General features: G+C 58.3%; 20 protein-coding genes. 11 read left to right on the top strand and 9 right to left on the bottom strand.

Features of this window, described 5'->3' with window-relative positions:
- The first annotated feature begins 2 nt into the window (after nt 1-2).
- The 4 genes from ACR2TX_RS13090 to pmbA are packed head-to-tail and all read left to right on the top strand — an operon-like array spanning nt 3 to nt 7,603.
- Nucleotides 3-3,878, top strand: a complete 3,876-nt coding sequence (locus tag ACR2TX_RS13090) for a YhdP family protein (RefSeq protein ID WP_086135316.1) — start codon at nt 3-5, stop codon at nt 3,876-3,878.
- On the top strand, nt 3,871-4,692 hold the full coding sequence (locus ACR2TX_RS13085; RefSeq protein ID WP_086135315.1) for a carbon-nitrogen hydrolase family protein: 822 nt from the start codon (nt 3,871-3,873) through the stop codon (nt 4,690-4,692). The genes ACR2TX_RS13090 and ACR2TX_RS13085 overlap by 8 nt, the downstream gene beginning before the upstream one ends.
- 54 nt (nt 4,693-4,746) lie before the next feature.
- On the top strand, nt 4,747-6,192 hold the full coding sequence (gene tldD / locus ACR2TX_RS13080; protein ID WP_086135314.1) for a metalloprotease TldD: 1,446 nt from the start codon (nt 4,747-4,749) through the stop codon (nt 6,190-6,192).
- Nucleotides 6,193-6,250: 58 nt separating this feature from the next.
- Nucleotides 6,251-7,603 carry a metalloprotease PmbA gene (gene pmbA / locus ACR2TX_RS13075; RefSeq protein WP_434132358.1) on the top strand — a complete coding sequence of 451 codons (1,353 nt, stop codon included), beginning with the start codon at nt 6,251-6,253 and terminating at the stop codon, nt 7,601-7,603.
- Between the two features lie 50 nt (nt 7,604-7,653).
- Here pmbA and ACR2TX_RS13070 read toward each other — a convergent pair whose 3' ends face one another.
- A complete protein-coding gene (locus ACR2TX_RS13070) occupies nt 7,654-8,769 on the bottom strand; it encodes a glycosyltransferase (RefSeq protein ID WP_434132356.1) in 1,116 nt (371 codons plus the stop codon).
- Between the two features lie 254 nt (nt 8,770-9,023).
- Here ACR2TX_RS13070 and ACR2TX_RS13065 point away from each other — a divergent pair, with 254 nt between their 5' ends.
- The 7 genes from ACR2TX_RS13065 (at nt 9,024) to ACR2TX_RS13035 (ending at nt 16,432) form a co-directional block, all read left to right on the top strand.
- On the top strand, nt 9,024-10,331 hold the full coding sequence (locus ACR2TX_RS13065) for an oligosaccharide flippase family protein (protein ID WP_434132353.1): 1,308 nt from the start codon (nt 9,024-9,026) through the stop codon (nt 10,329-10,331).
- Between the two features lie 22 nt (nt 10,332-10,353).
- Nucleotides 10,354-11,202: an FkbM family methyltransferase gene (locus tag ACR2TX_RS13060; protein WP_434132351.1), complete on the top strand. Its 849-nt coding sequence runs from the start codon at nt 10,354-10,356 to the stop codon at nt 11,200-11,202.
- An 11-nt stretch (nt 11,203-11,213) separates the two neighbouring features.
- Nucleotides 11,214-12,113, top strand: a complete 900-nt coding sequence (locus ACR2TX_RS13055) for a glycosyltransferase family 2 protein (RefSeq protein WP_434132349.1) — start codon at nt 11,214-11,216, stop codon at nt 12,111-12,113.
- Between the two features lie 62 nt (nt 12,114-12,175).
- Entirely contained in the window at nt 12,176-13,081 is a 906-nt protein-coding gene (locus ACR2TX_RS13050) for a class I SAM-dependent methyltransferase (RefSeq protein WP_205780681.1), read from the top strand.
- Complete coding sequence (locus ACR2TX_RS13045) at nt 13,082-14,152, top strand: glycosyltransferase family 4 protein (RefSeq protein WP_077728936.1); 1,071 nt, start codon at nt 13,082-13,084, stop codon at nt 14,150-14,152. It abuts the gene before it with no gap.
- A 73-nt stretch (nt 14,153-14,225) separates the two neighbouring features.
- Entirely contained in the window at nt 14,226-15,194 is a 969-nt protein-coding gene (locus ACR2TX_RS13040) for an ABC transporter substrate-binding protein (protein ID WP_077729111.1), read from the top strand.
- 431 nt (nt 15,195-15,625) lie between these two features.
- Entirely contained in the window at nt 15,626-16,432 is an 807-nt protein-coding gene (locus ACR2TX_RS13035; protein ID WP_077728935.1) for a GlcG/HbpS family heme-binding protein, read from the top strand.
- 115 nt (nt 16,433-16,547) lie between these two features.
- Here ACR2TX_RS13035 and ACR2TX_RS13030 read toward each other — a convergent pair whose 3' ends face one another.
- The 8 genes from ACR2TX_RS13030 to ACR2TX_RS12995 all read right to left on the bottom strand — a co-directional run bounded on the left by ACR2TX_RS13030 (nt 16,548) and on the right by ACR2TX_RS12995 (nt 24,921).
- Complete coding sequence (locus ACR2TX_RS13030) at nt 16,548-18,215, bottom strand: ABC transporter ATP-binding protein (RefSeq protein ID WP_240502421.1); 1,668 nt, start codon at nt 18,213-18,215, stop codon at nt 16,548-16,550.
- Complete coding sequence (locus tag ACR2TX_RS13025) at nt 18,212-18,418, bottom strand: type II toxin-antitoxin system HicA family toxin (protein ID WP_077728934.1); 207 nt, start codon at nt 18,416-18,418, stop codon at nt 18,212-18,214. Before ACR2TX_RS13025 ends, ACR2TX_RS13030 begins: the two co-directional genes overlap by 4 nt.
- A complete protein-coding gene (locus tag ACR2TX_RS13020) occupies nt 18,415-18,618 on the bottom strand; it encodes a type II toxin-antitoxin system HicB family antitoxin (RefSeq protein WP_077728933.1) in 204 nt (67 codons plus the stop codon). The genes ACR2TX_RS13025 and ACR2TX_RS13020 overlap by 4 nt, the downstream gene beginning before the upstream one ends.
- A 70-nt stretch (nt 18,619-18,688) precedes the next feature.
- Nucleotides 18,689-20,077 (bottom strand): ABC transporter permease, encoded by a 1,389-nt coding sequence (locus tag ACR2TX_RS13015; protein ID WP_077728932.1) that lies wholly within the window; start codon nt 20,075-20,077, stop codon nt 18,689-18,691.
- 124 nt (nt 20,078-20,201) lie between these two features.
- Nucleotides 20,202-20,387 carry a hypothetical protein gene (locus ACR2TX_RS13010; RefSeq protein WP_077728931.1) on the bottom strand — a complete coding sequence of 62 codons (186 nt, stop codon included), beginning with the start codon at nt 20,385-20,387 and terminating at the stop codon, nt 20,202-20,204.
- Nucleotides 20,388-20,449: 62 nt separating this feature from the next.
- Nucleotides 20,450-21,427, bottom strand: a complete 978-nt coding sequence (locus ACR2TX_RS13005; protein WP_077728930.1) for an ABC transporter permease — start codon at nt 21,425-21,427, stop codon at nt 20,450-20,452.
- Nucleotides 21,424-23,664, bottom strand: a complete 2,241-nt coding sequence (locus ACR2TX_RS13000; protein WP_434132345.1) for an ABC transporter substrate-binding protein — start codon at nt 23,662-23,664, stop codon at nt 21,424-21,426. The genes ACR2TX_RS13005 and ACR2TX_RS13000 overlap by 4 nt, the downstream gene beginning before the upstream one ends.
- Nucleotides 23,665-23,964: 300 nt before the next feature.
- Nucleotides 23,965-24,921, bottom strand: coding sequence for an IS5 family transposase (locus ACR2TX_RS12995; protein ID WP_077732841.1), 957 nt, complete (start codon nt 24,919-24,921; stop codon nt 23,965-23,967).
- Between the last annotated feature and the right edge of the window lie 154 nt (nt 24,922-25,075).

Below are 25,075 nucleotides of genomic sequence, written 5' to 3'. Positions count from 1 at the left end.
TTTTGAAAAGAATTCTTCGTTTTACCCACCGAACGGCGCTGTATTTCGGTCTTTGCTTCATTGTCATATTGGCGCTGACGGTTACTGTCCTGCGCTTCTGGCTGTTTCCCGGAGCGGCGGAGTATCGCCGCCGCCTGGAAACCGAAATCGGTTTCCTGATCGGCGAAACCGTCCGAATCGACGAACTGTCGGCCCGCCTGCATGGCTTCCATCCCGAGTTTTCCCTGAACGGCTTCCATATCCTGGACTCGCAAGGCCAGCCGGCGATCCGATTCGCCGCAATCCGCGTCGACGTCGATCCGCTTCGCACCTTGTTGACCGGCCAACCCAGCTTCGACCGGCTGAAGATTATCGGAGCGAAACTCTCGATCCGGCGCAGGCAAGACGGCACGATCGGCATCGTAGGTCTGCACGTGCGCGACCAGCCGCCGGCCTGGCTCATGGGCGACGGCCGCTTCGAACTGTTGGACTGCGATCTGGAATGGCTGGATTTGCAAGGGAACAAACCGTCTCTGCACTTAGGACGGGCGAATATCCGGCTTGCCAACAAAAACGGAAAACATAAGCTCGGTGCCGATATCATCTTGCCTCAAAGTCTGGGCCAAGCATTCCGGCTTGTCCTGAATGCGGAAGGCGATCTCTTCCGGGCCGAGGAGTGGTCCGGAAAGCTTTACCTCGAAGGAAAGCGCATCGATACGGCCCGGATAGCCGACGCCTTATCGACGCCGCGTTTCGCCATGAAATCCGGAATAGCGGATTTCAGACTTTGGGGAAACTGGAACGGCGCGCTGAATTCCGTGACGGGAGACGTCAAGCTCGCAAAGCCGTTATTCGTTTTCCATGGGGATTCAAACACCGAAAATCAGCTGGCTTTGGCCTCCCTGGAAAGCCGGTTCAGGTGGCAACTGGAAAACGACGGCTGGCGACTGGATCTCGATCGCTTCAGGCCGGCGTTGACCGACACCTGGCCCAAGACCCGCCTTTCCTTCGCCCTCACCCGTCGCGCCGACGGAACGCCTGCCGTCATACGCGCCGCGGCGTCGTACCTCGAATTGGGCGATATCAACACCGTCTTGCACGCTCTCCCGGTGCTCGGCGAAAAAGCCGACGGAATGTTGAGGGACTTGGCTCCGCGCGGCACCGTACGGAATACCAGTTTCTTTTTCGCACCCGGAAGATCGCTGGGCGAACGCGTAGCCCTGTGCGGAACATTCGACGATTTCGGCTCGAATGCCTGGCAATCGCTTCCGGGCGTTTCCGGTTTCGCCGGAAAACTCTGCGGTACCGACAAAACCGGCCGGATCTCGGTATCAGTCGAAAACGGGGATATCCAACCGGCCGCGCTGGGACTGAAGAGCCCGGTTCATCTGAATAAGGCCACGGCCGATCTGTCCTGGCGGCAAACCGACACGGATTGGTCGATTTCATCCCGTTCGCTTTCGCTCGAAAACGCCGATCTCGCCGCACGCGGCCGGTTCGGAGTCGTCCTGCCGAAAAGCCCAAATGCCTCTCCCTTCCTCGATCTTCGCGTGCAACTCGGCGAAACGACTGTGGCCGCCGTCAAGAATTACCTGCCTTTCGCCGTAATCCCCCAAACTTCGCGTTGGTTGGAGCAGGCGCTGATCGGCGGACAAGTCCGAAATGCCCATCTCCTGTTTCACGGCGCGATCGCCGATTTCCCGTTTTATCGGAACGAAGGCGTATTCGAATCCTCGATCGAAGCGCAAAACATCGAACTTCGCTTTCATCCGGACTGGCCGCCGCTGACCCAAACCGACGTCCGCGTGCAATTCCACGGTCCCGGCATGGAAATCGGCTCGACCAAAGGACGAATCGGCCAGGGCCAGATTGTGGAAGCGCACGCCGAAACCAAGGACCTAAAGTCTTCGCCTTGGCTCAAACTGAGCGGAACCGCTCGCGCGACGGTGCCGGATGCCCTGGATTTTCTCGCCCACACTCCCCTTCGGGATATCCCTGAACGGCTCGGCAAGTTCGTGAGCACCGCCGGCGAAACGGATATTTCGCTGAACCTGACCATTCCGCTCGATCAAAAACTGGGCGATACCGAAGTCGAAGGCAAAGCGGAATTCAAAAATGCGACCCTCCGCGTCGAGGATGCCGGGCTGGAACTGGGGCACATCAACGGCCCCTTGCATTTTACGCGAACCGGTTTGAGCGCCGATGCCATTCGAGCCTCGGCGTTCGATCGTCCCGCCGTCATCCGCATCTCGGGACAGAAGGCCGAGACTTCGGTCGAGATCAAAGGCCGCATCGGCGTGTCGGACCTGCAGGAACAAATCCCCGGCAGTCTTTGGCGATGGGCGCGGGGAGCCACGGATTATCGGCTCAATCTCCGGATTCCGGAATCGCTCGATACCGAAAGCGATCCGCTGGTTCTGTCGCTGTCGTCCGGAATGACGGGCCTGGAGTTGAATCTGCCGGCGCCACTCGGAAAGCGCGAAAAAGCGAGAAAAGATCTATTCATCGAAACGGCGATTCTCGCCGGCAGCAAGATCCCGCTTCGGCTGAGCTATGGACACGATGTCACCGCACGGCTCAGGCTCTCGGAATCTGATACCGGCATCGAGCTGGAAAGGGGCGATATCGCCATCGGAACACCGCTCCCCTCCTCCTCATCGAAACCCGGCCTCGCAATTTTCGCCCGACTGGATGAACTCGAAGCCGCCGAATGGCGACGCTTGCTGCCCAACTCCTCGGACGAGCCGGGCAGTACCGGTCTCTTGCGTAAACTGGAACTGAACGTCGGGACGCTATATTGGAACAAAGAAACCTTGGGTCCCCTGATCATCGACATGGAGAGCGAAGACCGACATTGGCGGGGCCATATCGCCAGCGCTTACGGCAAGGGGGGCTTCAAAGCCACGGCCGATTCGATCGCTTTCGATCTGGAACACCTCAAGTTACCGAAACTGAAGGCCAATAAAGCCGGACCGGCGAACATCGAACCCATCGATCCGTCCGCCGTACCGAATCTGGCGCTTAATGCCAAGCGGCTACTCTGGCAGGACGCCGATTTAGGCCCATTCACACTTCAAACCGAACGCCACGCTCATGGCATGATCATAAGAACACTCGAGGGCGGGACCAAAAATCACCGCTTCGACATCCACGGCAGTTGGACACGGTCGGCGGACCAAACCGTATCCACGCGTATCGAGGGGAAACTCCGCATCGAGGACATGGGTGATTTGTTGACCGTCATCGGTTATTCCGGCGAGGTCAGGGAAACCCCTTCCGACGTCGACTTCACTTTGTCCTGGCCGGGCGCGCCCCAGCAATTTTCCCGTGCCAGCGTCAACGGCGACATCCGGATGAAGCTGGGCAAAGGCGCGATTCTCAAGGTCGAGCCGGGGCTGGGCCGGGTGCTCGGTATGTTAAACTTGGACACGTTGTGGCGCAGGCTGTCCTTCGATTTCAGCGATTTGTTCGGCAAGGGCCTAGCCTATGACAGCGTCCTGGGAACCTTTCAGCTCGGCAACAGTCAAGCCGTAACGAAGGGTTTTCTAATCGATGCGGTTCCCGCCAAGATCGTCATCAACGGCCGCGCCGGATTGGTGGCGAGAGATTTGGATCAAGTCGTCACCGTCATACCCCACACCAGCGTCGCTCTGCCCATTGCGGGCGCTCTGGCCGGCGGACCCGCAGTCGGGGCTGCCGTGCTTCTGGCACAACAACTGGTCGGCGAGGAAGTGGACAGCATCACCGCGACCCACTACGCCGTCAAGGGTAGTTGGGACGAACCGCAAATCACCAAGATTAGCCGCAACCTGCCGCTCGACATTCTCGACCGGGCCTGGAGCGGCATGAAAGATTTATCAGGTTTTGGCACCGAAACGGAGAAAAAGACGAATGAGTAAAACGGTTCTCGCCGCCATCCAGATGGCGTCCAGTCCCAATGTCAGCGCCAACCTCATCGAGGCGGGGCGACTAGTCGAGAAAGCCGCGTCCCGGGGCGCTTCCCTGGTCGTGCTCCCGGAAAATTTCGCCATCATGGGTACATCCGAAGCCGACAAACTGGCCGTAGCCGAAGCCGACGGTTCCGGACCGATCCAGGATTTTCTCGCCCAGACGGCGGAGCGGCTGAAGGTCTGGCTGGTCGGCGGCACCATGCCGATCCGCGCCGACAACGGCAAAGTCCGCGCTGCCTGCCTGGTTTATAACGACAAAGGCGAGCGGGCAGGACGCTACGACAAGATTCATCTGTTCGACGTCAACGTGCCCGGCACCGACGAACAGTATCACGAGTCCAAGACCATAGACGCCGGCAGCGAGGCTCTGGTCCTGGACACGCCGTTCGGGCGACTCGGTTTGTCGATTTGCTACGATCTCCGCTTCCCCGAACTGTTCCGGCAGATGGCGGACAGCGGCATGGACATTCTCGTCGTTCCCTCGGCCTTTACTGCGCAAACCGGCGCCGCTCACTGGGAAATCCTGGTGCGCGCCCGTTCGGTCGAAAACCTGTGCTACACCGTCGCCGCCAATCAGGGCGGGTTTCACGTCAACGGCCGCGAAACCTTCGGCCACAGCATGATCGTGGACCCTTGGGGCCAGGTGCTCGGCAGCCTTCCACAGGGCGCCGGTGTGGTGACTGCGGAATTCGACCGCGACCGGCTGCAGAAAGTGCGGGCCGCGTTTCCGGCCCTGACCCACCGCAAACTGCATTGCCGCTGAGGGCTATGGCGTGTAGGCTAGTTTTTATCATCAGCTTAATTCTCACACCTCATCATGAGTCATGATCCTCTTGTAATCGCCCGGCAAACCCTGCTGGAGCCGGCTGGACTCATAGGCGGCGACATCGACCGCGTCATGGGACAGCTCTTGAGCGCGTCGGTGGATGCCGCCGACGTCTATCTGCAATCCACCCGGTTCGAGTCCTGGATGCTGGAAGACGGCATCGTGAAGGAAGGCAGCCACAGCATAGAACAAGGCGCCGGGGTACGCGCCGTTTCCGGCGAAAAGACCGGATTCGCCTACAGCGACGAAATTACGCTGCCGACCCTGCTCGAAGCCGCCAAGAACGCGCGAGCCATCGCTCGAGAGGGAGCACAGGGCAAACGGGAAGTCTCCGGACTATACCGCCCGCCACAGCTTTATCTGCCGATCGATCCGCTGCAATCGTTGCCCGAAGAAGAGAAAATCGCCCTCCTCAAACGTCTGGACGAGGAATGCCGGAGACTCGATCCGCGCGTCGAACAGGTCATGGTGAACCTTGCCGGCAGCCACGAAGTCGTTCTGGTGATCGGCCAGGACGGAGCGCTCCATGGCGACGTGCGTCCGCTTGTGCGGCTCAACGTCAGCGTGATCGTCCAGGAAAACGGGCGCCGCGAACAAGGCAGCTGCGGCGGCGGCGGCCGCGCGGATTACCGCTTCTTTTTGGAAGAAGACCGGGCCATCGAATACGCACGGGAAGCCGTGCGCCAGGCCCTGGTGAATCTGGAAGCGGTCGAAGCTCCCGCGGGAACCATGACCGTGGTCTTGGGACCCGGCTGGCCGGGCGTTTTGTTGCACGAAGCGATAGGCCATGGACTCGAAGGCGATTTCAACCGCAAAGGCACTTCGGCCTTCGCCGGGCGAATCGGCGAACGCGTGGCTTCGCCGCTCTGTACGGTAGTCGACGACGGCACCCTGCCCGGCCGGCGCGGTTCGCTCAATATCGACGACGAAGGCACGCCGACGGAATGCACGGTTTTGATCGAAAACGGCATTCTCAAGGGCTACATGCAGGACAAGCTCAACGCCCGGCTCATGGGCGTATCGCCGACCGGCAACGGCCGCCGCGAATCCTATGCCCACCTGCCCATGCCCCGCATGACCAACACGTACATGCTGGCGGGACCTCACGACCCGCAGGAAATCATCGGTTCGGTGAAAAAAGGGCTGTTCGCCAAGAACTTCGGCGGCGGCCAGGTCGACATCACCTCGGGCAAATTCGTGTTCTCCGCCAGCGAAGCCTATTTGATCGAAGACGGGAAAATCACCCGGCCGGTCAAAGGCGCGACCCTGATCGGCAACGGCCCGGACGTGCTGACCCGCGTCAGCATGGTCGGCAACGATTTGCAGCTCGATACCGGCGTCGGCACCTGCGGAAAGGACGGCCAGAGCGTACCCGTGGGCGTCGGCCAGCCGACCTTGCGGGTGGACGGGCTGACCGTGGGCGGTACTCGGGTTTAAGACCAGCGCCCCACCCGTTCCTATATCCGAACGATTTAACGATTAGAAGGAGCCATCCGTGCAGGAACCCACGACTTTCGCACGTGAAGCAAAACAACTCGAACAATTGAAATCCCTGGTGGCGGATTGCCTGGCCGAAGCCCGGCGGCAAGGCGCCACCTCGGCGGAGGCCGGCGTCAGTCTGGAGCACGGCCTTTCCGTCACCGCGCGGATGGGCGAGGTCGAAACCATCGAACATCATCGCAGCCGGGGACTCGGCGTCACGGTCTACGTGGGCCAGCGCAAGGGTTCGGCCAGCACCACCGACCTCAGCGCAACGGCGATGCGGGAAACCGTAGAAGCCGCCTGCCGGATCGCTCAATATGCGGCTGAAGACGAATATGCCGGATTGCCCGACCGGGACATGCTGGCTACCGAGTTCCCCGATCTCGACGTTTATCATCCTTGGGACCTGGACGCGGAAACCGCTATAAACCTGGCAATAGGCTGCGAAAATGCCGCACGCCGGTTTCATCCCGAAATCGTCAATTCCGAGGGCGCGAGCCTCAACACCTTCCAAGGGTTACGAGTCCTGGGCAACTCGCTGGGATTCCTGCACGGCTATGCGTCCAGCCGCCACAGCCTGAGCTGTTCGGTCATCGGCCAGCGGGGCGACAGCATGCAGCGGGACGACTGGTGGACCGTGGCGCGAGACGCCCGAGACATGGAAGCGGCCGAGCTGGTGGGCCGAAAGGCCGCCGAGCGCACGGTAAAGCGGCTCGGCGCCCGTTCGCTGAGCACTCGGCAATGCCCGGTGATCTTCGCGGCGGATATCGCGTCCAGCCTGCTGGGCCATCTCATCGGCGCCATCCGCGGCGGCAATCTCTATCGGAAGTCGTCGTTCCTGCTCGACCATCTGGGAAAGCAGATCTTCCCGGCCTTCGTACGGATTCACGAGGAACCGCACCTCAAGAAGGCCTTGGGCAGCGCACCCTACGACGCCGAGGGCGTTCGGACCCGACCTCACCACATCGTCAAGGACGGCATACTCGAATCCTACGTGTTGAGCACATACTCGGCCCGCAAGCTCGGCATGAAAACCACCGGCAATGCCGGCGGCGTGCACAATCTCGTCATCGACCCCGGCGAACTCGATTTGAAGGGCTTGCTGAAACGCATGAATACGGGACTTCTCGTCACCGAACTGATGGGCCAGGGCGTCAACCCGGTCACCGGCGATTATTCCCGCGGCGCATCCGGATTTTGGGTGGAGAACGGCGAGATCCAGTTCCCCGTGGAGGAAATCACCATCGCGGGCAACCTGAAAGATATGTTCATGAATCTACAGGCCGTCGGAAACGATGTAGACCTGCGGGGCAATACCCGAACCGGGTCCATTTTGCTCGATAAGATGACGGTGGCGGGAAATTGAAGTTTCCCTGACGAGACACCTTCGTCGGCAAGGGATTGCCGACCTACCACTCACGAAAGGACAGCGTTATACAGGGCTAAAGTTTCGGAGGTTATCTTTTCCGAGGAAAATTCGGTCTCCGCGATTTCCCGGCCGCGACGCCCCATCCGCTCCCGCTGCGGCCCATCCTCGATTAACGTTTTGAGCGCTTCGGCCAGAGCGAGCGCATCCGCTGCCGGTACCAGCAGACCGTTGTCGGCGTGACGGACCACCTCCCGACAGCCGGGGGTATCGGTGGTGATGATGGGTTTTCCCGCGGCTGCCGCTTCGAGCAGCGCCTTGGGGAGGCCTTCCCGATACGAGGGCAGGCAGACGATATGGCATGCGGCGAGCACTTGAGGCATGTCGTCCCGCCGCCCCCACCATTCGACCGCCCCTTTCTGCCGCCAACTTTCGAGTTGGTCGATCGAGACCGATTCCGGATTGTCGGGGTCAGGATCGCCTACCAGGGCGAATCGCGCCGCAACGCCTTCGGCGCGCAGCCGCTCGGCGGCCGTGACGAACTCTCCTATCCCCTTGGTCCAGAGCATACGCGCCGGCAGGACGACCAAAGGGACCTCATCGCGCTCTACCGCCGGACTGAATTCCCGGAGATCCACACCGGCGCCCCGGATCAAGCTCAAGCGGGCGGCCGGCAACCCCAAGCTCATCATCTGCTCGTAATCGTCCGGGTTTTCCACGATAACGTGCCCCCGTGCGAGGAGCCGCCCCAGCACGGCGCGGACCACCGGACGAAGCAGCCGCGCCTTGACGCTGTCCGAAGTGAACACCCAGCCGAGCCCGGCCATGTAATTCACCACGGCACATGGCTGGCTGAACCAGGCGGCGATGGTGCCGTAGACGACGGGCTTCATGGCGACATGCTTCACCAGATCGGGCCGAATCTTTCGGTAAATCTTGATCAGATCGGCAATCACCCGGAGTTCCGCCATCGGATTGCGGCCGCGCCGCGACAATTCGAGCGGAACGACATGGACGCCTCGCGCTTCGATGATAGCCCTGTGCCGCCGTACCCGCGTCACCACGTAGACCTGGTAGCCTGCGTCACGGGCGGCAGTCACGTGGGGCAGCCAATGTGAGCAAACGAACCAGTCTTCGGTAACGAAAAATAAAAGTTTCTTGTTCAAAACGGCTTGGCTCAATGACCTGGGAAGGCGGAACGTCGTCTTTTCGTATGGCCCGTGTCTTGGTTGCCTGTTCGCGCTCGCCCCGGAGCCCTTCGTCCCGAAACTCGCGAAGAAAGACTCAAGAAAATAGGACAGTATAATACCCGATGGCGCAAACTTGATCGGTTCAGGGTCAGCATCCGCCGCTTCGTGCCGCAACCGAAAAAGGATCGGTCGCGCGCCCGCGCAAACCCATTCAAACCTTATCGGAATCAATGATCGCAAAGCCGAGGTTCGGGAAAGACCGGACCTTTTTTTATCTCGTTCGCAACGCAATAGGCACTTTCAGCCTCCGAGCGGTCGGCATCGGCCTGTCGTTCACGGCTCAGGCGATTACCGCGCGGTTCATGGGTTCCGACAATTACGGGCTATTCGTGTACGCCCTCGCCTTCACCCCGATCTTATCCTGGCTGGCCCAACTGGGCATGGTACAGACCTCGATCCGGTACGTCGCGATTTACAACTCGCAGGAAGACTGGGGCGCCATTCGAGGTTTCATGGCTTTCGCGACGCGCAGCACGCTCGGAGCTTGCCTTGTCGTCGGGTCAGCCGCAGCGATGATCGGCTGGCTGCTGAAAGACACAATGGACGATCTGCATCGTTATGTTTTCATCCTGGCTTTCCTCCATGTGCCCTTCATGTCCTTGTCCGAATTGCGCGTGGGCGTTCTCCGCGGCCTGCTCAAAATCAGTTTCGCCGAACTCCCGGAAAACCTCGTTCGCCCCCTGCTCCTGATCATTCTGCTGTCGGCGATTTATTTCGGGTTTCACGACTTCGTCGATCCCGTGACGGCAATGCTGATCAGCCTGGCCGTAGCCATGACCAACTTCCTGCTGGGCAGCGCATGGCTTCGGCAATCCCTGCCGGGAGGCGTTTCCGGCAGCCTGCCGTCCTATCGAAAAAAAGAATGGCTGACCATGGCCGTTCCCATGTTCGTCGTCGTCGGCATCCAGCTGCTGATCAGCCAATTGGACATCCTCCTGATCGGATCGATGGTGGGCACGCGGGAAGCCGGTTCGTATGCGGTAGCGGCCAGAGTCGCAGATTTCGCAGCTTTCGGCTTGGTCGTGGCCAGCAGCGTAACCGCGCCTTTAATCGCCGCACATTGGAACAATCGCTTGATTCCGGACCTCCGGCGGCTACTGAAAATCACCACAATAGGCAATGCCTTGTTCGTTTTGACGGCCGCCTCATTCATTGCCGGCACCGGAAAATACATACTCGGTATTTTCGGAGCATCGTTCGTGGATGCTTACCCTCTTCTGATCATGCTCCTGGCCGGAAAATCGCTGTACGCTCTGACCGGACTCGGGACCATCCTGCTGACCATGACCGGACATCAGAAGGAAGCCACGTGGCTCATGGGCGGCGGCTTGGCCGTGCAACTGCCTTTAGAGCTGTATCTCATCGGCGAACACGGCGCCATGGGCGCGGCTATTGCCAGCGCGATCGCGGTCGCCGGCATAAACCTTTCAGCGCTGGTAATCGTCAAAACCAGGTTAAAATTGAGCCTCATCGGCTAAACGCCAACAACAAAAATCAACGATGAACATGGATCTAGCGATCAGCCCGATACCGCCTTTCGTCAAAGCCGCCAAAGCCGTGACGCGGCTTATTCCGCCCGTTTGGCGGTTTAGCGGAATCAGCAACCGCATCGTCAAACCCTTGGTCTGCTCGTTCATCTCTGGGGCCTGGTTTCGCTCCACCATCTGGACTTATCGGGGACGCGACATCGAGATGATCGTCGATCCGTCCGATTGCGTGGGCGGCAATCTGTTCTTCATCCCGCACATGTACGACCGGTGGGAGCGAAAATTCCTGATGAAGCGTTTGCCGAGAGGCGGCGTATTCGTGGACGTGGGCAGCAATATCGGCGCCTACGCGCTGTTCGCCGCGGAGATCGTCGGCGCATCCGGCAAGGTGATCGCCTTCGAGGCGGCGACGGAAAATTTCCGACTCCTGCGAAAAAATATCGAAATCAACGGCCGGAACAGCGTGATCGCCGCTTATCAAATCGGCATCTCGGACAAGAAGGAGATGCTGCGGCTAGGGCTCAATCGGCAAGGCAACCGAGGCGCCAACAGTTTCCTCAAGGCCGAGGGAGAGACGGAGGAGGTCCAGTGCTATTCCTTGTATGACGCTTTGCAGATGGCTGAGGTGAAAAAGATCGATGTCCTGAAGCTGGATATCGAAGGATTCGAATATCCGGTCCTGAATCGGTTTTTCGATGACATTGCCGATATTCCCCAGCTTAAACCGGCCTACATCCTGGTCGAAATCGAAGGCGGTCCGCAAACGGCCGAGCGGAAACAACTATTACGATCCCTCATTTCGGATAACGGATACCGTATTCTCCGGGAACGGGAAAATACCCTTTTCGAGCGGTCTGCCTGATCGGTTCGACGATGCCGTCATACACATTCACGGTCTTCACCCCGACCTACAACCGGGCTCGGTTGCTGGCCGAGGTTTTTGAGAGCCTCAAGGCGCAGACGTTTACCGATTTCGAGTGGATCATCGTGGACGACGGTTCCACCGACGATACCCGTGCGCGGGTCGAGGAATGGCAAGCGAGCGCCGGTTTTCCTATCGTCTACGTACATCAGGAGAATCGAGGCAAGCATGTGGCGATCAACCAAGGGCTGATGCTGGCATCCGGCGAATTGTTCCTGATTCACGACTCGGACGATCTCCTTCTGCCCCACACTCTGAAACGATTCCATGAAATCTGGCATGCCATTCCTCCCGAAGAAAAAATGTCCTTGGATGGCGTCATGGGATTGTGCGCTTATCGCGACGGGAGCATCGTCCCGAAGCGGTTTCCCCGGGACTCCATGGATATGAGCCATCGGGAATACTGGTTCGAAATGAACATGAAAGGCGACAAGTGTTATTTCGTCCGGACCGAACGGCTGCGGTCATATCCTTTTCCGGAAATCCCCGGCGAAAAATTCCTGGCGGAAGGCGTCGTTTTCAACCGGCTCAACCCTAGGTTCCGGTGCGTCAACGAGGTGATGCGGATCATCCAGTATCTGCCCGACGGACTGACCGCCAAAGCGAGGGCAATACGCTATCGAAGCCCGAGAGGCGCTCGGCTTTATTACGGCGAAGCGGTACGCTTGCCCACCGGAATCAAACCCAAGCTCAAGAATATGGCCAACTTCATCCGATACTCGGTCCATGCCGGAGAATCCTTATATGCCAGCTTGGCGGAAGTCGGCTTTCCGCTGCTGTTCGGGATCAGTCTTCCGATCGGTCTGGGCCTGGCGTGGATCGATAAAGCCCGTCTAGCCAGCTCTCGCTAAACATCAATATGGTTTCAACTGATACGCCAGATTCTATTGCTCTTGAAAGCAAGCCCTGTCCCATGGGCTGCGAAAGCCGCGATGAATTGGTTCTGCAAGGAAGGGACAGACTGCATGACCTGCCCGGCACGTATTCCGTGGTTCGATGTTCGGCGTGCGGGTTGTTGCGAACCGATCCGAGACCGACCGCGGACACCATCGGCTATTACTATCCCGAGACTTACGGGCCTTACGCCGGCACCCGCATTACCCATTCGCGTTTCAGAACAGCGGCGAATGCCATTAAGGAATTCGTCAGAAATGCCTTGAGGATACACAGCCTGTCCTTGCCCGCACTCGAACCGGGACGAATGCTGGAAATCGGTTGCGCCTCGGGCAGCTTTCTAGGGCGAATGGCCGATAAAGGCTGGCGAGTGGAAGGCATAGAATTTTCGCCCACGGCGGCGAAGAATGCTCAAGATGCAGGCTTCTCGGTTCATTGCGGGAGCCTGGAATCGGCGCCCGAACCCGCCGAACAGTTCGATCTGGTGGTAGGCTGGATGGTGCTGGAACACCTGCACGACCCCGTGCTCGCGCTCAACAAGCTGCATCGCTGGACCCGGAAGGACGGCTGGCTGGCCATCTCGGTTCCCAACGCGGCCTGCTTCCAACTCGGCTGGTTCAAACAGCGATGGTTTCCCTTGCACTTGCCCGCCCATTTGTACCACTTCACCCCGGAGACTTTGGAAGCCCTGCTGAACGCTACGGGTTGGCGCATCGAGAAGATTCTTTACCAGAAAGTGATGACCGATTTAGTGGCGAGCACGGCTTATCTCATCGAAGACAAATGGCCCAATTCGACCGTTTCCCGCTTCCTCAAGCGGCATCCCGAAATTTTCAACCTGCCCCTTTATCCGCTGGCCCTGATCCTGAGCCGGCTCGGCCAAACCGCACGGATGACGGTTTGGGCCAGACGCGCCGATCGATAAATGAAGGTGCTGCTTCTTAGCCGCTACGGCCAACTCGGGGCCAGCAGCCGGCTCCGCTCGTATCAGTATCTACCCTATCTCGAAAGCCAGGGATTTCGGATCACGGTCGCGCCTTTCTTCAAGGACGAGTATCTCGAACGATTCTATGCCGGACACGGAAAATCGCTGCGCTATGCGCTCGCCGGCTACGGCAGGCGGATCGTATCCCTGATGGGATTACGCGCATACGACCTGATCTGGATCGAAGCGGAGGTATTGCCCTGGCTTCCGGCTTGGATCGAGACCGCCATGGCGCGCGCGGGAATTCCCTATGTCGTCGACTACGACGACGCCATCTTCCACCGCTACGATCGTCACGCCAATCCTGTCATCCGCAAAATCCTGGGCGATAAGATAGACCGCGTCATGCGGCATTCCAAAGCGGTGATCGCGGGAAGCGAATACCTCGCCGAGCGGGCGACTAAAGCCGGCGCCGCACGTGTGGCGCTTATCCCAACCTCGATCGACTTGAACCGCTATCCCCAGAATCCGACCGAACCAAACGACATCTTCACCATCGGCTGGATAGGTTCGCCCACTACGGCGCAGTATTTGCGAAATTTGAACGACGTTTTTTCGGCGATAGCACGGGACCATCCCTTACGGATAAAAGTGGTGGGGGCGGAAGCCGCGCATTTGCGGCTCTCCAATGTTGACATCGAGTATCGCGACTGGTCGGAACAAACCGAAGTGGACGAAATCCGGCGCTTTGACGTCGGCATCATGCCCCTGTCCGATACCCCTTGGGAAAGGGGGAAATGCGGCTATAAACTCATCCAGTACATGGGCTGCCACAAACCCGTGGTCGCCTCGCCGGTCGGAGCCAACCTCAGGATCGTCGAGCATGGCGTCAACGGCTTTCTCGCCTCCACCGAATCGGAATGGAAAGCCGCCTTGCTGGAACTACTGCATAACCCCGACCTGCGCATCCGCCTGGGACAAGCCGGACGAGCCGCGGTCAAACGCGAATACTGTACCGCAGTCAACGGGCCCAAAATGGCAAGAATTTTAAGCGAGGCATGCGGACAATGATGTGTTCGGCTTTATCCTGAAGCTACCGCCCTGGAAATGTTACAGTCCTTTCTTTAGCACCGGTTTAAACATCATGCACAATCAAATCGTCATCTCGATTTTCCTCGCCCTGATCGCTGCCGGTCACGTTTGTGCCGAAACCGTCGATCAAAAGATCAAAATCGGCATGCTGGCTTTCGGCACGCTCAACTGGGAGCTTGCCGTTATTCAAGAGGAAAAACTCGATAAGGCGCAGGGGATCACCATAGAAACGACTCCCCTTGCCAGCGCCGAGGCGGGGAAAATCGCCCTGCAAGGAGGAAGCGTCGATGTAATCGTGTCCGATTGGATCTGGGTGGCCAATCAGCGCGGGCAAGGCATGGATGTCACTTTTCTGCCCTACTCTACCAGCCATGGGGCGTTGATCGTACCGGCCGGCTCTTCCATCCAAGGGATCGCCGATCTCAAGGGAAAGCGGCTAGGCATCGCGGGCGGCGGATTGGACAAAAACTGGCTGCTGCTGCGCGCTCTGGCTCAAAAACAGCACGGCCTGGACCTCGACAAGTCCGCCGACAAGGTCTTCGGCGCGCCGCCGCTGCTCAACCAACAGTTGCAACAAGGCAAGCTGGACGCCGTCCTGAATTACTGGAATTTCGCCGCCAAACTGGAGGCTCAGAATTATCGTCGTCTTATCGATGGACGCGGCATACTTCGAGGCTTGGGGGTAGACGCCGATGTACCGAGTCTCGGTTATGTTTTTAGGGAGGACTGGGCCAATGCTCACGAGAATGCGCTTTCAGGATTTTTGAAGGCGGCGGACGCGGCCAAAAAATCGATCTGCGAGTCGGACGCCGTTTGGCGCAAGGTCGTCCCCTTAACGCAGGAAACCGACGAACGGATTCAAAACGCCCTGCGACAGCATTACTGCGACGGAAGAATCAAAAGCTGGGGGGAAACCGAGAAAAAAGCCGCCGCCGAAATTTTTGCGCTGCTGCATCAATCGGGCGAGGGACGATTGACCGGAAAGTCTGGAACGTTACCTGAAGGAGTGTTCTGGCGCTAACCGATTCGGCTTATTTGTAAAAAAAGCTGACACTTTAACTTCCTGATAAAGATGTAAAAACATATGAAAAAGGATACGGACATAGGTTTATCCGGATTAATCACTCATTCCGGCTTCTTGATAACAGAAAATGTCAGTTTTTTTTACAGTCGCAAAACGGTATAGCCGGTTTATAGTCGTGCCATTTGTCTTAGCAATCTAGATTTAATGGAAAATCGCTTCCTGGAAAGCCCGTATTGTCTTTTGCAACACTGGGACAAAAGACATGGCCCGCTTTATGCTCCTGTTATTGTCGAAATCTGACTTCAAACCCTGTTAATTAATGCTTTTTGGGCTTTTTTCTTAATTTGCCTGTAATCCGCCGGCTGCGGACGGTACGCTCAATAACTTTATTTGTCTTTCAACACCAACAAACGAATGGAAATTCTGCTATGAAATCAAGAGAAATAATAATAGCCTTGGGGGCGGCTGCCTTGGCTTGCAGCAATGTTATGGCGGATTCTTCCGCTGGCAAGGAGGCGTGCAACGGTTTGCCCTCCCATGCCGAGCTGAAAAATGCTCTCATCAGCGCCGTTGCCAGCGAAAGCAGCGGACTGGACTTCGACATGTGGGGCACCATCGTCAATCGTGATGGCGTAGTCTGTGCGGTTGCCTTCTCCGGAGCTAACCGTGGCGCCCAATGGCCCGGCAGCCGCGTAATTTCCGCCCAAAAAGCCAATACGGCCAATGCATTTAGCCTTAATGGCCTAGCACTCTCCACCGGTAACCTTTACTCGGCCGCGCAAGGAACCTCCGGCGCCAACGCGGAAACGATGCTCGGCGGCAGTTTGTACGGCCTTCAGTTCAGCAATCCGGTAAATCCCGGCGTGGCTTACGGCGGTAACCCGAAGCACTATGGTCAGGCCAATGACCCGATGGTGGGCAAACGTCCCGGTGGCGTAAACGTATTCGGGGGCGGATTGGGCCTCTACAAGAATGGAAAGATCATCGGTGCCGTGGGTGTTAGCGGCGATACCTCCTGTGCCGACCACAACATCGCCTGGCGCGTTCGTAAGAACCTGGGATTGGACCAGATGCAGGGTGTCGGCGGTGTATCGGGCGATCCCGCTCGTCCGGACAATATTATTCTCGACCAGTATAACGGCAACGGGGATGGCGTCACGGCCGGCTTTGAACAGCCCGGCTGTATTAATGACGCAGGTGGCAGTCCTCTCACTTTGCCGGCGGTACAGAACTAGACGAACGCCTGTTATCGATCTGCATTTAGCCGGGCCTTGCGCCCGGCTTTTTCATTTCAGCCGAGCGGCCATAAGGCGTTTCGTTCCGCTCACTGTCACTTGGAAGTGAGAGAAACTATTTTTGTCCCTTTCTTAACTTCGGCACTGCCTCCAACAGACGCTTGGTGTAAGAGTGAGCCGGCTTAAAAAGAACTTGCTGAGTCGACCCCATTTCGACGATCTTGCCCCGGTGCATGACCGCCACCCGATCGGCCAACTCGGCCACCACGGCCAAATCGTGGGTGATGAACAAATAACTGAGACCACGCCGATCGCGCAGATCCCTCAAAAGCTTCAAAATTTGGGCTTGGACCGAAACGTCGAGGGCGCTGGTCGGCTCGTCGCACACGATCAGCTTGGGATCGACAGCCAAGGCCCGCGCGATGCAGATGCGCTGCCTCTGTCCGCCGGAAAATTCGTGCGGATAACGCAATCGGGCCTCTTTCGGCAAACCGACGCTGTGGAGCAAATCCTCGACTCGTTCGCGCCGCTCCTTCTCGGTCATGGACGGATGCAAGGCACGTAGTCCCTCTTCGACGATGTCGCCCACGACCATGCGCGGATTCATGGAGGAATACGGGTCCTGAAACACGATCTGCATCTCGGCGTAACGTTTCCGGCGTTCCTCGCCGCGAAGCCCGGTGATATCGGCGCCATCGAAGCGGACCCGCCCACCGGAATTCTCGATCAGATTGAGAATCCCCTTGCCCAGGGTAGTCTTGCCGCATCCGGACTCGCCCACCAGGGCCAGGGTCTCGCCCTGCGCCACCGAAAGCGAAACACCATCCACAGCCCTGACATAATCCACGGTCCGCTGAAGGATGCCGCGCTTGATCGGGTAATGGACCTTGAAGTCCTCCACGACTAGCAGCGGGTCCGAATGATGTGTTTCGGGCCGGGCTAGGCAGGCGTCCAAGCGGGGCATGACCGTGAACAGCTCGCGGCTGTAAGGATGCTCCGGTTTTTCGAAAAACCCTTCTCGATCGCTCTGTTCCACGATCTTGCCGGCGCGCATGACGGCCACGCGGTCGGCCAGTTCCGCGACGATGCCGAAATCATGGGTGATCAGCCACAGCGCCATTCCGCTTTCGCGCTTCAGTCGCTCGAGAAGCTCCAGAATTTGCGCCTGAATCGTCACGTCCAAAGCGGTAGTCGGCTCGTCGGCGATCAAGAGGTCCGGCTCCCCGGCCAGAGCGATGGCAATCATGACCCGCTGCCGCATGCCGCCGGAAAGCTGGTGGGGATATTCATTCAGATGCCGCTCCGGATTCGGCAGTCCCACATGATCCAGGAGCTCCGAGGCACGATTTCTCGCCGCCCTGCCCTGCAAACCCCGTTGCAAGCGCAGGACTTCGCCGATTTGCCGTCCTACCGTCATGACCGGGTTCAGCGAACTCATGGGATCCTGGAAAATAATGCCGATGCGCAGCCCACGGATGGCGCTCATGGCATATTCCGGCAACCCGAACAAATCGGTGCCCCCAAGACTCACTTGCCCCCTCATGATTCGTCCATTGTGGGGCAAGAGCCTTAATACCGACAGCGCCGTGACCGATTTTCCCGAACCCGACTCGCCCACGAGGGCGAAAGTCTCGCCCTTGTCGATATGAAACGAAACCCCGCTAACGGCAGGTATCAGCTCCGCGCCCTGACGGAAACTCACGTGGAGATCGGAGACCGACAAAAGCGAGCTGGCCGGTTGCCGCTCTACACCGGTTTCCAGCACCTCAGAGACAACACTCACAATTCATGCTCCGAAATTTCGGCCACCTTAAGAAAATGTTTTAGAAGCCCGATTTTGAGCGGCTCATTGCCGTGAACAGGAACCGAAATACGCGCCGAATAACCTTGCTTTCCGTAGACATGATGGCTGCCGTTGATTCTCTTTAGCTCCCATCCATGCCGCTCCGGCAATTTCCCTAAAGCTTTGCCGGAAATGGTTTTCAAACGGCGATCTCCAAAATCCTGTCCGTCTGTGCGAGACCTTTCTCCTCGACCTCAATGGACAAGCAAGCTTCTACGGCCTCATGAAGATTCGCCAACAACTCCTCTAAGGTTTCGCCTTGAGAAGCACAGCCTGGAATCGCAGGAATTTCAGCCCAATAACCGCCCTCCTCGGCCTGATGGACGATCACTTTTAATTTCATGAAAAGCTACCTCCGGGAATCTGGAAAAAATACCATGGCCTTATCGAACATGATGACAATGGCTAGTCCATCACTCCGCCCGCCTCGGATCGAAAGCATCCCGCACGGCATCCGCAAAAAGATTGGCGGCGAGCACCAGGGTGAACATGAACAGAAACGCGGCCGCCAACGACCACCACACCACCGGGTCCCGCGCCATTTCGAGCCGGGCGCTGTTGATCATGTTGCCCCAGCTCTCCATGGTGGGATCGACGCCGATATTCACGTACGACAGCACGGCCTCGGCCAGCACGAGCGAACTGAAATCCAGGGCTACCGAAATCAGCACCAGATGGAATACGTTGGGCAGGATATGCCGCGCCAGGATCGTGCCTTGCCTGACGCCCAGCGCCCGAGCCGCCTGAACGTATTCCATTTCGCGCAACTTCAGGGTTTCCGCGCGGAGCAGGCGGCACAAGCCGGTCCAGCTGGTCATGCCGAGAATCAGGCAAAGAAACAGCAGCCTGAAATCGGCCCGCAGCGCCAGGCTGGCGAAGTCGTCCTCGTGCCGGGCCATGTACACCTGCATGATGAGCATGGCGGCAGCGATGAGCAGCACGCCGGGGATGGAATTGAGGGTGGTGTAAAGATACTGGATCACATCGTCGACCCAGCCGCGGAAATAACCGGCGAGGATACCGAATCCCAAGGCCAGCGGCAGCGTAGCGAAGGTGGTCAGGGTGCCGATCAAAAGCCCGGTCCGAACGCTCTTGAGGCTTTGGTAGAACACGTCCTCGCCGACCTTGTCCGTGCCGAGCACGTGATAGCGCAGCCCCAGCTCGCCCAGCGTGCCGCCGCATGCCAAAATGAGGAACAGCGTCAGTAATGCGGCCCGCCACGGAATTTCCGTTCGGCCGAGGGCGATGCGCTTGAAACTCTCGGCCGGACCGATACGGTCCTGGCGGCTGCGCCAGGCGACGACCAGCAAAGCCGGCAATAGCCAGACCAATACTCCCTTTCCAAATCCCTTCATGCCGGTCGTCAGAATATCCGCTATATTCTCGTGTTCCGGATCGGCCAGATGCGCGCCGCCGTATTGCAAACGGGGATAGTCCCATCGTTGCGTACCGTCCGGCTGACGGATCATTTCCTTGGCATAGGCGTAGGACGAAAAAGGCGCCGAATAGGTTTTTTCCACGCGCGTCCGGATCGGCGTCATCCAGCTGTCCAGCACGCTGATCACCTCGCCTTGGTATTGGCCGTTTTCGCCTTCAATCCGCGGATGAAAGTGGATCGAATCCAATACGGCAATGAAAAGGTAAGCCAGCAGAATTACCAGCGACACCATGGCGCTGCGGCTCTGCGCCACCTTGCGCCAGGGCCGGCGCAAATGCTCGCGGCCCCTGGCCCGGACGACGAGCACGGCGAACCCCGCCAGCAGGATGAAGAACAGAATGTCGGTCCAGAGCAGCTTCAACATGTCGGATTACTTTGCGAGCGGCACACCTAAGTCCTTGCAAATCTTGAGAAGATTAATTGTAGGGTGGGTTAGCGCAGCGTAACCCACCAATCCGAGGTCTCTCGGTGGGTTACGGCCTCGCGGCCTAACCCACCCTACGAGAACTCGCCTCCTCGTGATTGAATTGCAGCGCCTCGATCAGAGTTATCCTGAGGCTTTTCAACAACTCTTCATGAGTTCTTTCCTGGCAATTCACGCCGGGGATTTCTTCGATCCATCCCACCCGCCATTCGCCGATTTGCTTGGTAATCGCCGTGTATTCTCTGTTCATGTGCGTCTCCGCATTTAACACCGTTGCAATGGCCTGTCTTTTTCGACGCTTGCGAGTCCCGCTCAACCCAGCCTCACCCTTGGATCGACCAGCGTATAGGAAAGATCGGTCAGCAGAAGACCGAGGACGTAAAGCGCAGAGCCTAGAAACACCATGGCGCGCACGATGGCGAAATCCTGCTGGCTGATGGCATCGATGGTATAGCTGCCTAGCCCCGGAATGGCGAAGAACGATTCGGTGATCAGACTGCCGGTGAACAGCAAGGGCAGCACCACGACCACCCCGGTCAAAATAGGAATCATCGCATTCTTGAGCACATGCCCGAACAGCACCTGCGGCTCGGACAGCCCCTTGGCCCGCGCGGTACGGACATAATCCTTCTCCACTTCCTCCAGGAACAGGGTTCGATACCAGCGCACGCCGGAACCAATGCCGGCAACCACGCTGATGGCCAAGGGCAGGATCAGGAAACGGATAGCGTTGACTCCGGAGTCGTAACCCGAGATCGGCGTGAGCTGCAGCAGTTTTCCCAATAGGTATTGTCCGCCGATGATGTAGAACAGGAACGAAACGGACATCAGCGCGACGCACAAGGCAATGCCCCAGAATTCCAGATAAGTCAGCCGGAAAAACACCAGGAGTAGCGCCAGGCTGATGTGCACCAAAAGCCCGACGATGAGCGAAGGCACCGCGATGGCGAGGGACGGCCACATGCGCTGACGGATATCGGCGCCGATTTCGCGTCCGCTGTCGGAACGTCCGAACCGAAACATAAACAGACCCACCGACTTCTGATAAAAAATCGTCCGGGTCGCCTTCTCGGCGCCTTCCGCTTTATCGTTCCAGAACAGGGGCAAATCGTAGCCGCGCTCGTGTTTCCACCCTTCGACCGCCTCCTGGGTGACATGCTTCTCCCCGAGATGCATACGCGCCATGTCGTCCGGCGTATTCACCACGAAGAACAGCAGAAAGGTCAGGATGTTCACGCCCAATAGCAGCGGAAGAGCGTAGAGCACGCGGCGGATGATATAGCGGATCATAACGCGGTGGACCTCATGCGGCGGCGATAGGTCGAATAGGCCGGGACGATCGCCGCGACCAGCAGCCCCGAACCCGCGGCCAGCGGCCAATAGATCGGCCGGTTCCACTCCGCCCGCTTGAGCTCCCGCTGCTCGGCTTCGATGCGCCGGTACTTGAGCCCGTTGTTGGCCATCAGATTGGGTTTGAGGTTGCGGAACCAGTCATGATGCAGCGAAAAAGCCTTGGGATGATAACCGAATAACCAGGGCGAATCGTGCCTAAGGATTTCCTGCATGGCCTGGATGATACGGAAACGCTCCTCCCCGTCGTCCATGTTGCGCATACGCTCGAACAAGCGATCGAATTCCGGGTTCTTATAATTGGCCGCGTTCTCTCCGCCCTTGCCCACCTTGGCGTTCTCGCCGTACACCAGGAAAAAGAAGTTTTCCGGGTCGGGATAATCGGCATTCCAGCCCCACATAAAAATCTGTGCGTTGCCGTTCAGCATCTTCTGCTGGAACTGGTTGTAATCGGTGGTGCGCAGCACCAGCTGAATGCCGAGCTTGGCGAATTGCTTGCGGTACCAGTTCAGAATCGATTTGTCGTCGGGGCCCCGCGCCACGGTATCGAGATAAAGCACCAAGGGCCTGCCGGTCTTGGCGTCGACACCGTTGGGGTAGCCGGCCTCGGCCAGGAGCTTTTTCGCGGCCTCGATGTTCTTGCGGCGCGGCGCGCCGTCCGCCCAGTCGTACACGTAAGGGTTGATCCCGTCCTTGCCCTCGACGTGACCGAAAATGTCCGGAGGCAAAATCCCCAGGGCCGGAACGCCGCGTCCGTTGATGAAAATATCGATGAATTCCTCGTAATCGACCGCGATGTTGATGGCTTGGCGAAGCTTGGATTTGGCCTCGTCCAGCCCGCCCACCGTGGCATCGAGCATGTTGAAGCCCATATAGAATATGGTCGTCGTGATCGCCGTCTCCAAGTGGATATCCTTGGCCTTCATCTCCGGCGTCAGTTCGGCATCGTTCTGCCCGGTGAACTGGACGGCCTGATCGAAATTGTCCGAAGCGATCCCCGAGGCGTCGTAATAGCCCTGCAGGAACTTGTTCCAATAGGGAATCGTTTCCTTTTCCAAAGTGAAGACGACTTTCTCGATAAACGGCAGCTTTTGCCCGGCATCCTTCAAGTAACCCTTCGCCGCATCCTCCGGCTCGCCCTCTGCCGGGTAGAACTCATCGTGATAATTGGGGTTTTTCAGCAACACCATGCGCCGGTTCGGATTGTTCTCCGCCAGCATATAGGCGCCGGTGCCGACCGGATACCAGTCGAGGGTGATGTTCTTTTCGATCAACCCCCTCTGGGCATAAAACGCATCCGCTTCCCAAGGCATGGGGGCAAAAAACGGCATCGCCAGCCAGAAGCGGAACTGCGGATACTTGCCGTGCAGCCGGATCTTCAAGCGGTGCGCATCGGCGATGTCGACGCCCTCCACGGTATAGCCGCGAATATCGAAAAATTCCGATTTATCCGGCCGGGCTTCGAAATCCTTCGCCATCCGCTCGCCCGTCTCCTTGAGACCGACGATATAACTCTTCATCATCTCGGCGATCGGAGAATGCAGCTGGGGATGCACCAGCCGCTTGATCTGATAAGCGTAATCCTCGGCCGTCAGCTCTCGGGCGCCGGTTTCGGCAAAATCGGTAATCGTGCTTATTTTCGCCAATTCGCCTTCGGTCAGCGCGTGATAGCGAAAGCTCCCATCGCCGTTCCTGGCGAATGCCGGATGAGGCTGAAACAGGATGTTCGGACGAAGGCGAATATCGTATTCGCTGTACGCTATCCGTTCCTCAGGCGCGTTGTCCGGGAGCGGACGCAAATCCTTATCGAGGTAAGTCACTATTGGCAGAGCCTCCGCCGTCAGCGGCTCGAGCTGATAGGGCCTTTTCAGATAGGCATACTGCAACAGCGGCTCGTAAATCTGGGCGATGATCTCGTATTCATTCGAGCTGTAGGCCCGCGCCGGGTCCAGGTGCTTGGGCCGCTCGGTGAAGGAGGTATAAAGAATGTTCCTGCCCTTGTCCCCGGCCGGATAAGGATTGTTCAGAGGACTGCCGCAGGCGGCAAGCAGGAAAGTCAGCAGCAGAACCGCGGCCGGCCGGAATAAATGTATAAAGCTTCGACGTGCAAAAAAAAGCTCGCGGCCGGAACTTGCCAGACCGGAAAAACGATGTACCGATTCTTGCCTGATCACCATAGGCGGCCATTATACGCGAGCGAACGGTGCGATAGTCGCATCGTTAGCCGCGTTGCAGGTGAACAGACACCGCTCAGTCCGTAGGTCGGCAATCCTTTGCCGACAGATCCGCTGTGTCGGCAAAGGATTGCCGACCTACTTAAGGAAGCTCTGAATAAGTGCGTTTTATTGGTGGCTCCGATAAACCGGCCGGGGCTGCCAGCCGAAAAAGGTCGTTTTTCCCTCCCCAATTGGCGCCCGCCATCGGCGCTCTTTCCGCCCCTCGCCCCCGGTTTTCCGGGACGATGCACGGATTGATCCCTAGGCTGCCATCAACTCCTCCCGCACCTGGTAGAGATTGCCGAGGGCAAACAGCAGGTAGAGTTGCTGCCCGTTTTTGAAGAGTCCCCGGTACCGGACCTTGGTATAGCCGAATTGGCGTTTGACGATCCGGAATGGGTGTTCGACCACCGCCCGCAGCGCGGCCAGCATGCGGTTGTGAAGCACTTGTTCCGCAGGCAAGTCCTCGCCCTTCTTACGCTTGAAGGGAAATGCCCAGACCGGCTCGCCCTCCTGGCGTTCGACCTCCAGATTGCGGTCCTTGCGGGTATAGGCCCGATCGCCCAGGACGACCCGCTCCTCGCCGTGCAACAGGGCATCGGTCATGACCCCGTCCGCCACCTTGGCGGTGGTGACTTCCACCGTGTGCACCAAGCCTGAATCAGCATCCACGCCGATGTGCGCCTTCATGCCAAAGTGGTAATTGTTACCCTTCTTGGTCGAACTCATCTCGCCATCCCGCTTCCGCTCGCGGTTCTTCGTGGACGGCGGGGCGGCGATCAGGGTGGCATCCACGATGGTCCCTTGACGCAACAATAAGCCCTTTTCCGCCAATAGGGCCGCCGTTTCATCGAATAGGGTTTGCGCCATCTGATGGGTTTCCAACAGGCGCCGGAACTTGAGGATCGTGGTTTCATCCGGCATGGCGTCCTCGCCCGCATCCAGCCCGGCAAACTCGCGCAGCATCGGAATGTCGTGCAGCGCCTCTTCCATCGCCGGATCGGAGTAGCCGAACCAGTGCTGCATCAGGTGGATGCGCAACATCGTCTCCAAAGGAAAGGGACGCCTGCCCCGGCCGGCCGTCGGGTAGTACGGTGCAATTCGGCTCGTCCACAACGCCCAAGGAATCACCTGCTCCATGTCCTGGAGAAATTTCTGACGCTTGGTCAGCTTCGGTTTCTTCACAAACACGGTGGCACTGAGTCCGAGTTGCTTCATCTGGGGTCGACCTGTCGAAAATTGGACGTTGGGCGTTATTTTATCGGGGCCAGGGACTTATTCAGAGCTTCCTTAAGCGACCGTTTGCGATTGAAGGGGGGGAGAAATGCAGGCTAGACAGCATTCGGCCTCTAGCGGATACTTTCGCGCCATT

This window comes from Methylocaldum sp. GT1BB (assembly GCF_051027545.1).
In the GTDB taxonomy this organism is placed as follows: domain Bacteria; phylum Pseudomonadota; class Gammaproteobacteria; order Methylococcales; family Methylococcaceae; genus Methylocaldum.
The sequence above is the reverse complement of the archived record's forward strand: the minus strand, read 5'-3'. Positions and strand labels throughout refer to the sequence as shown.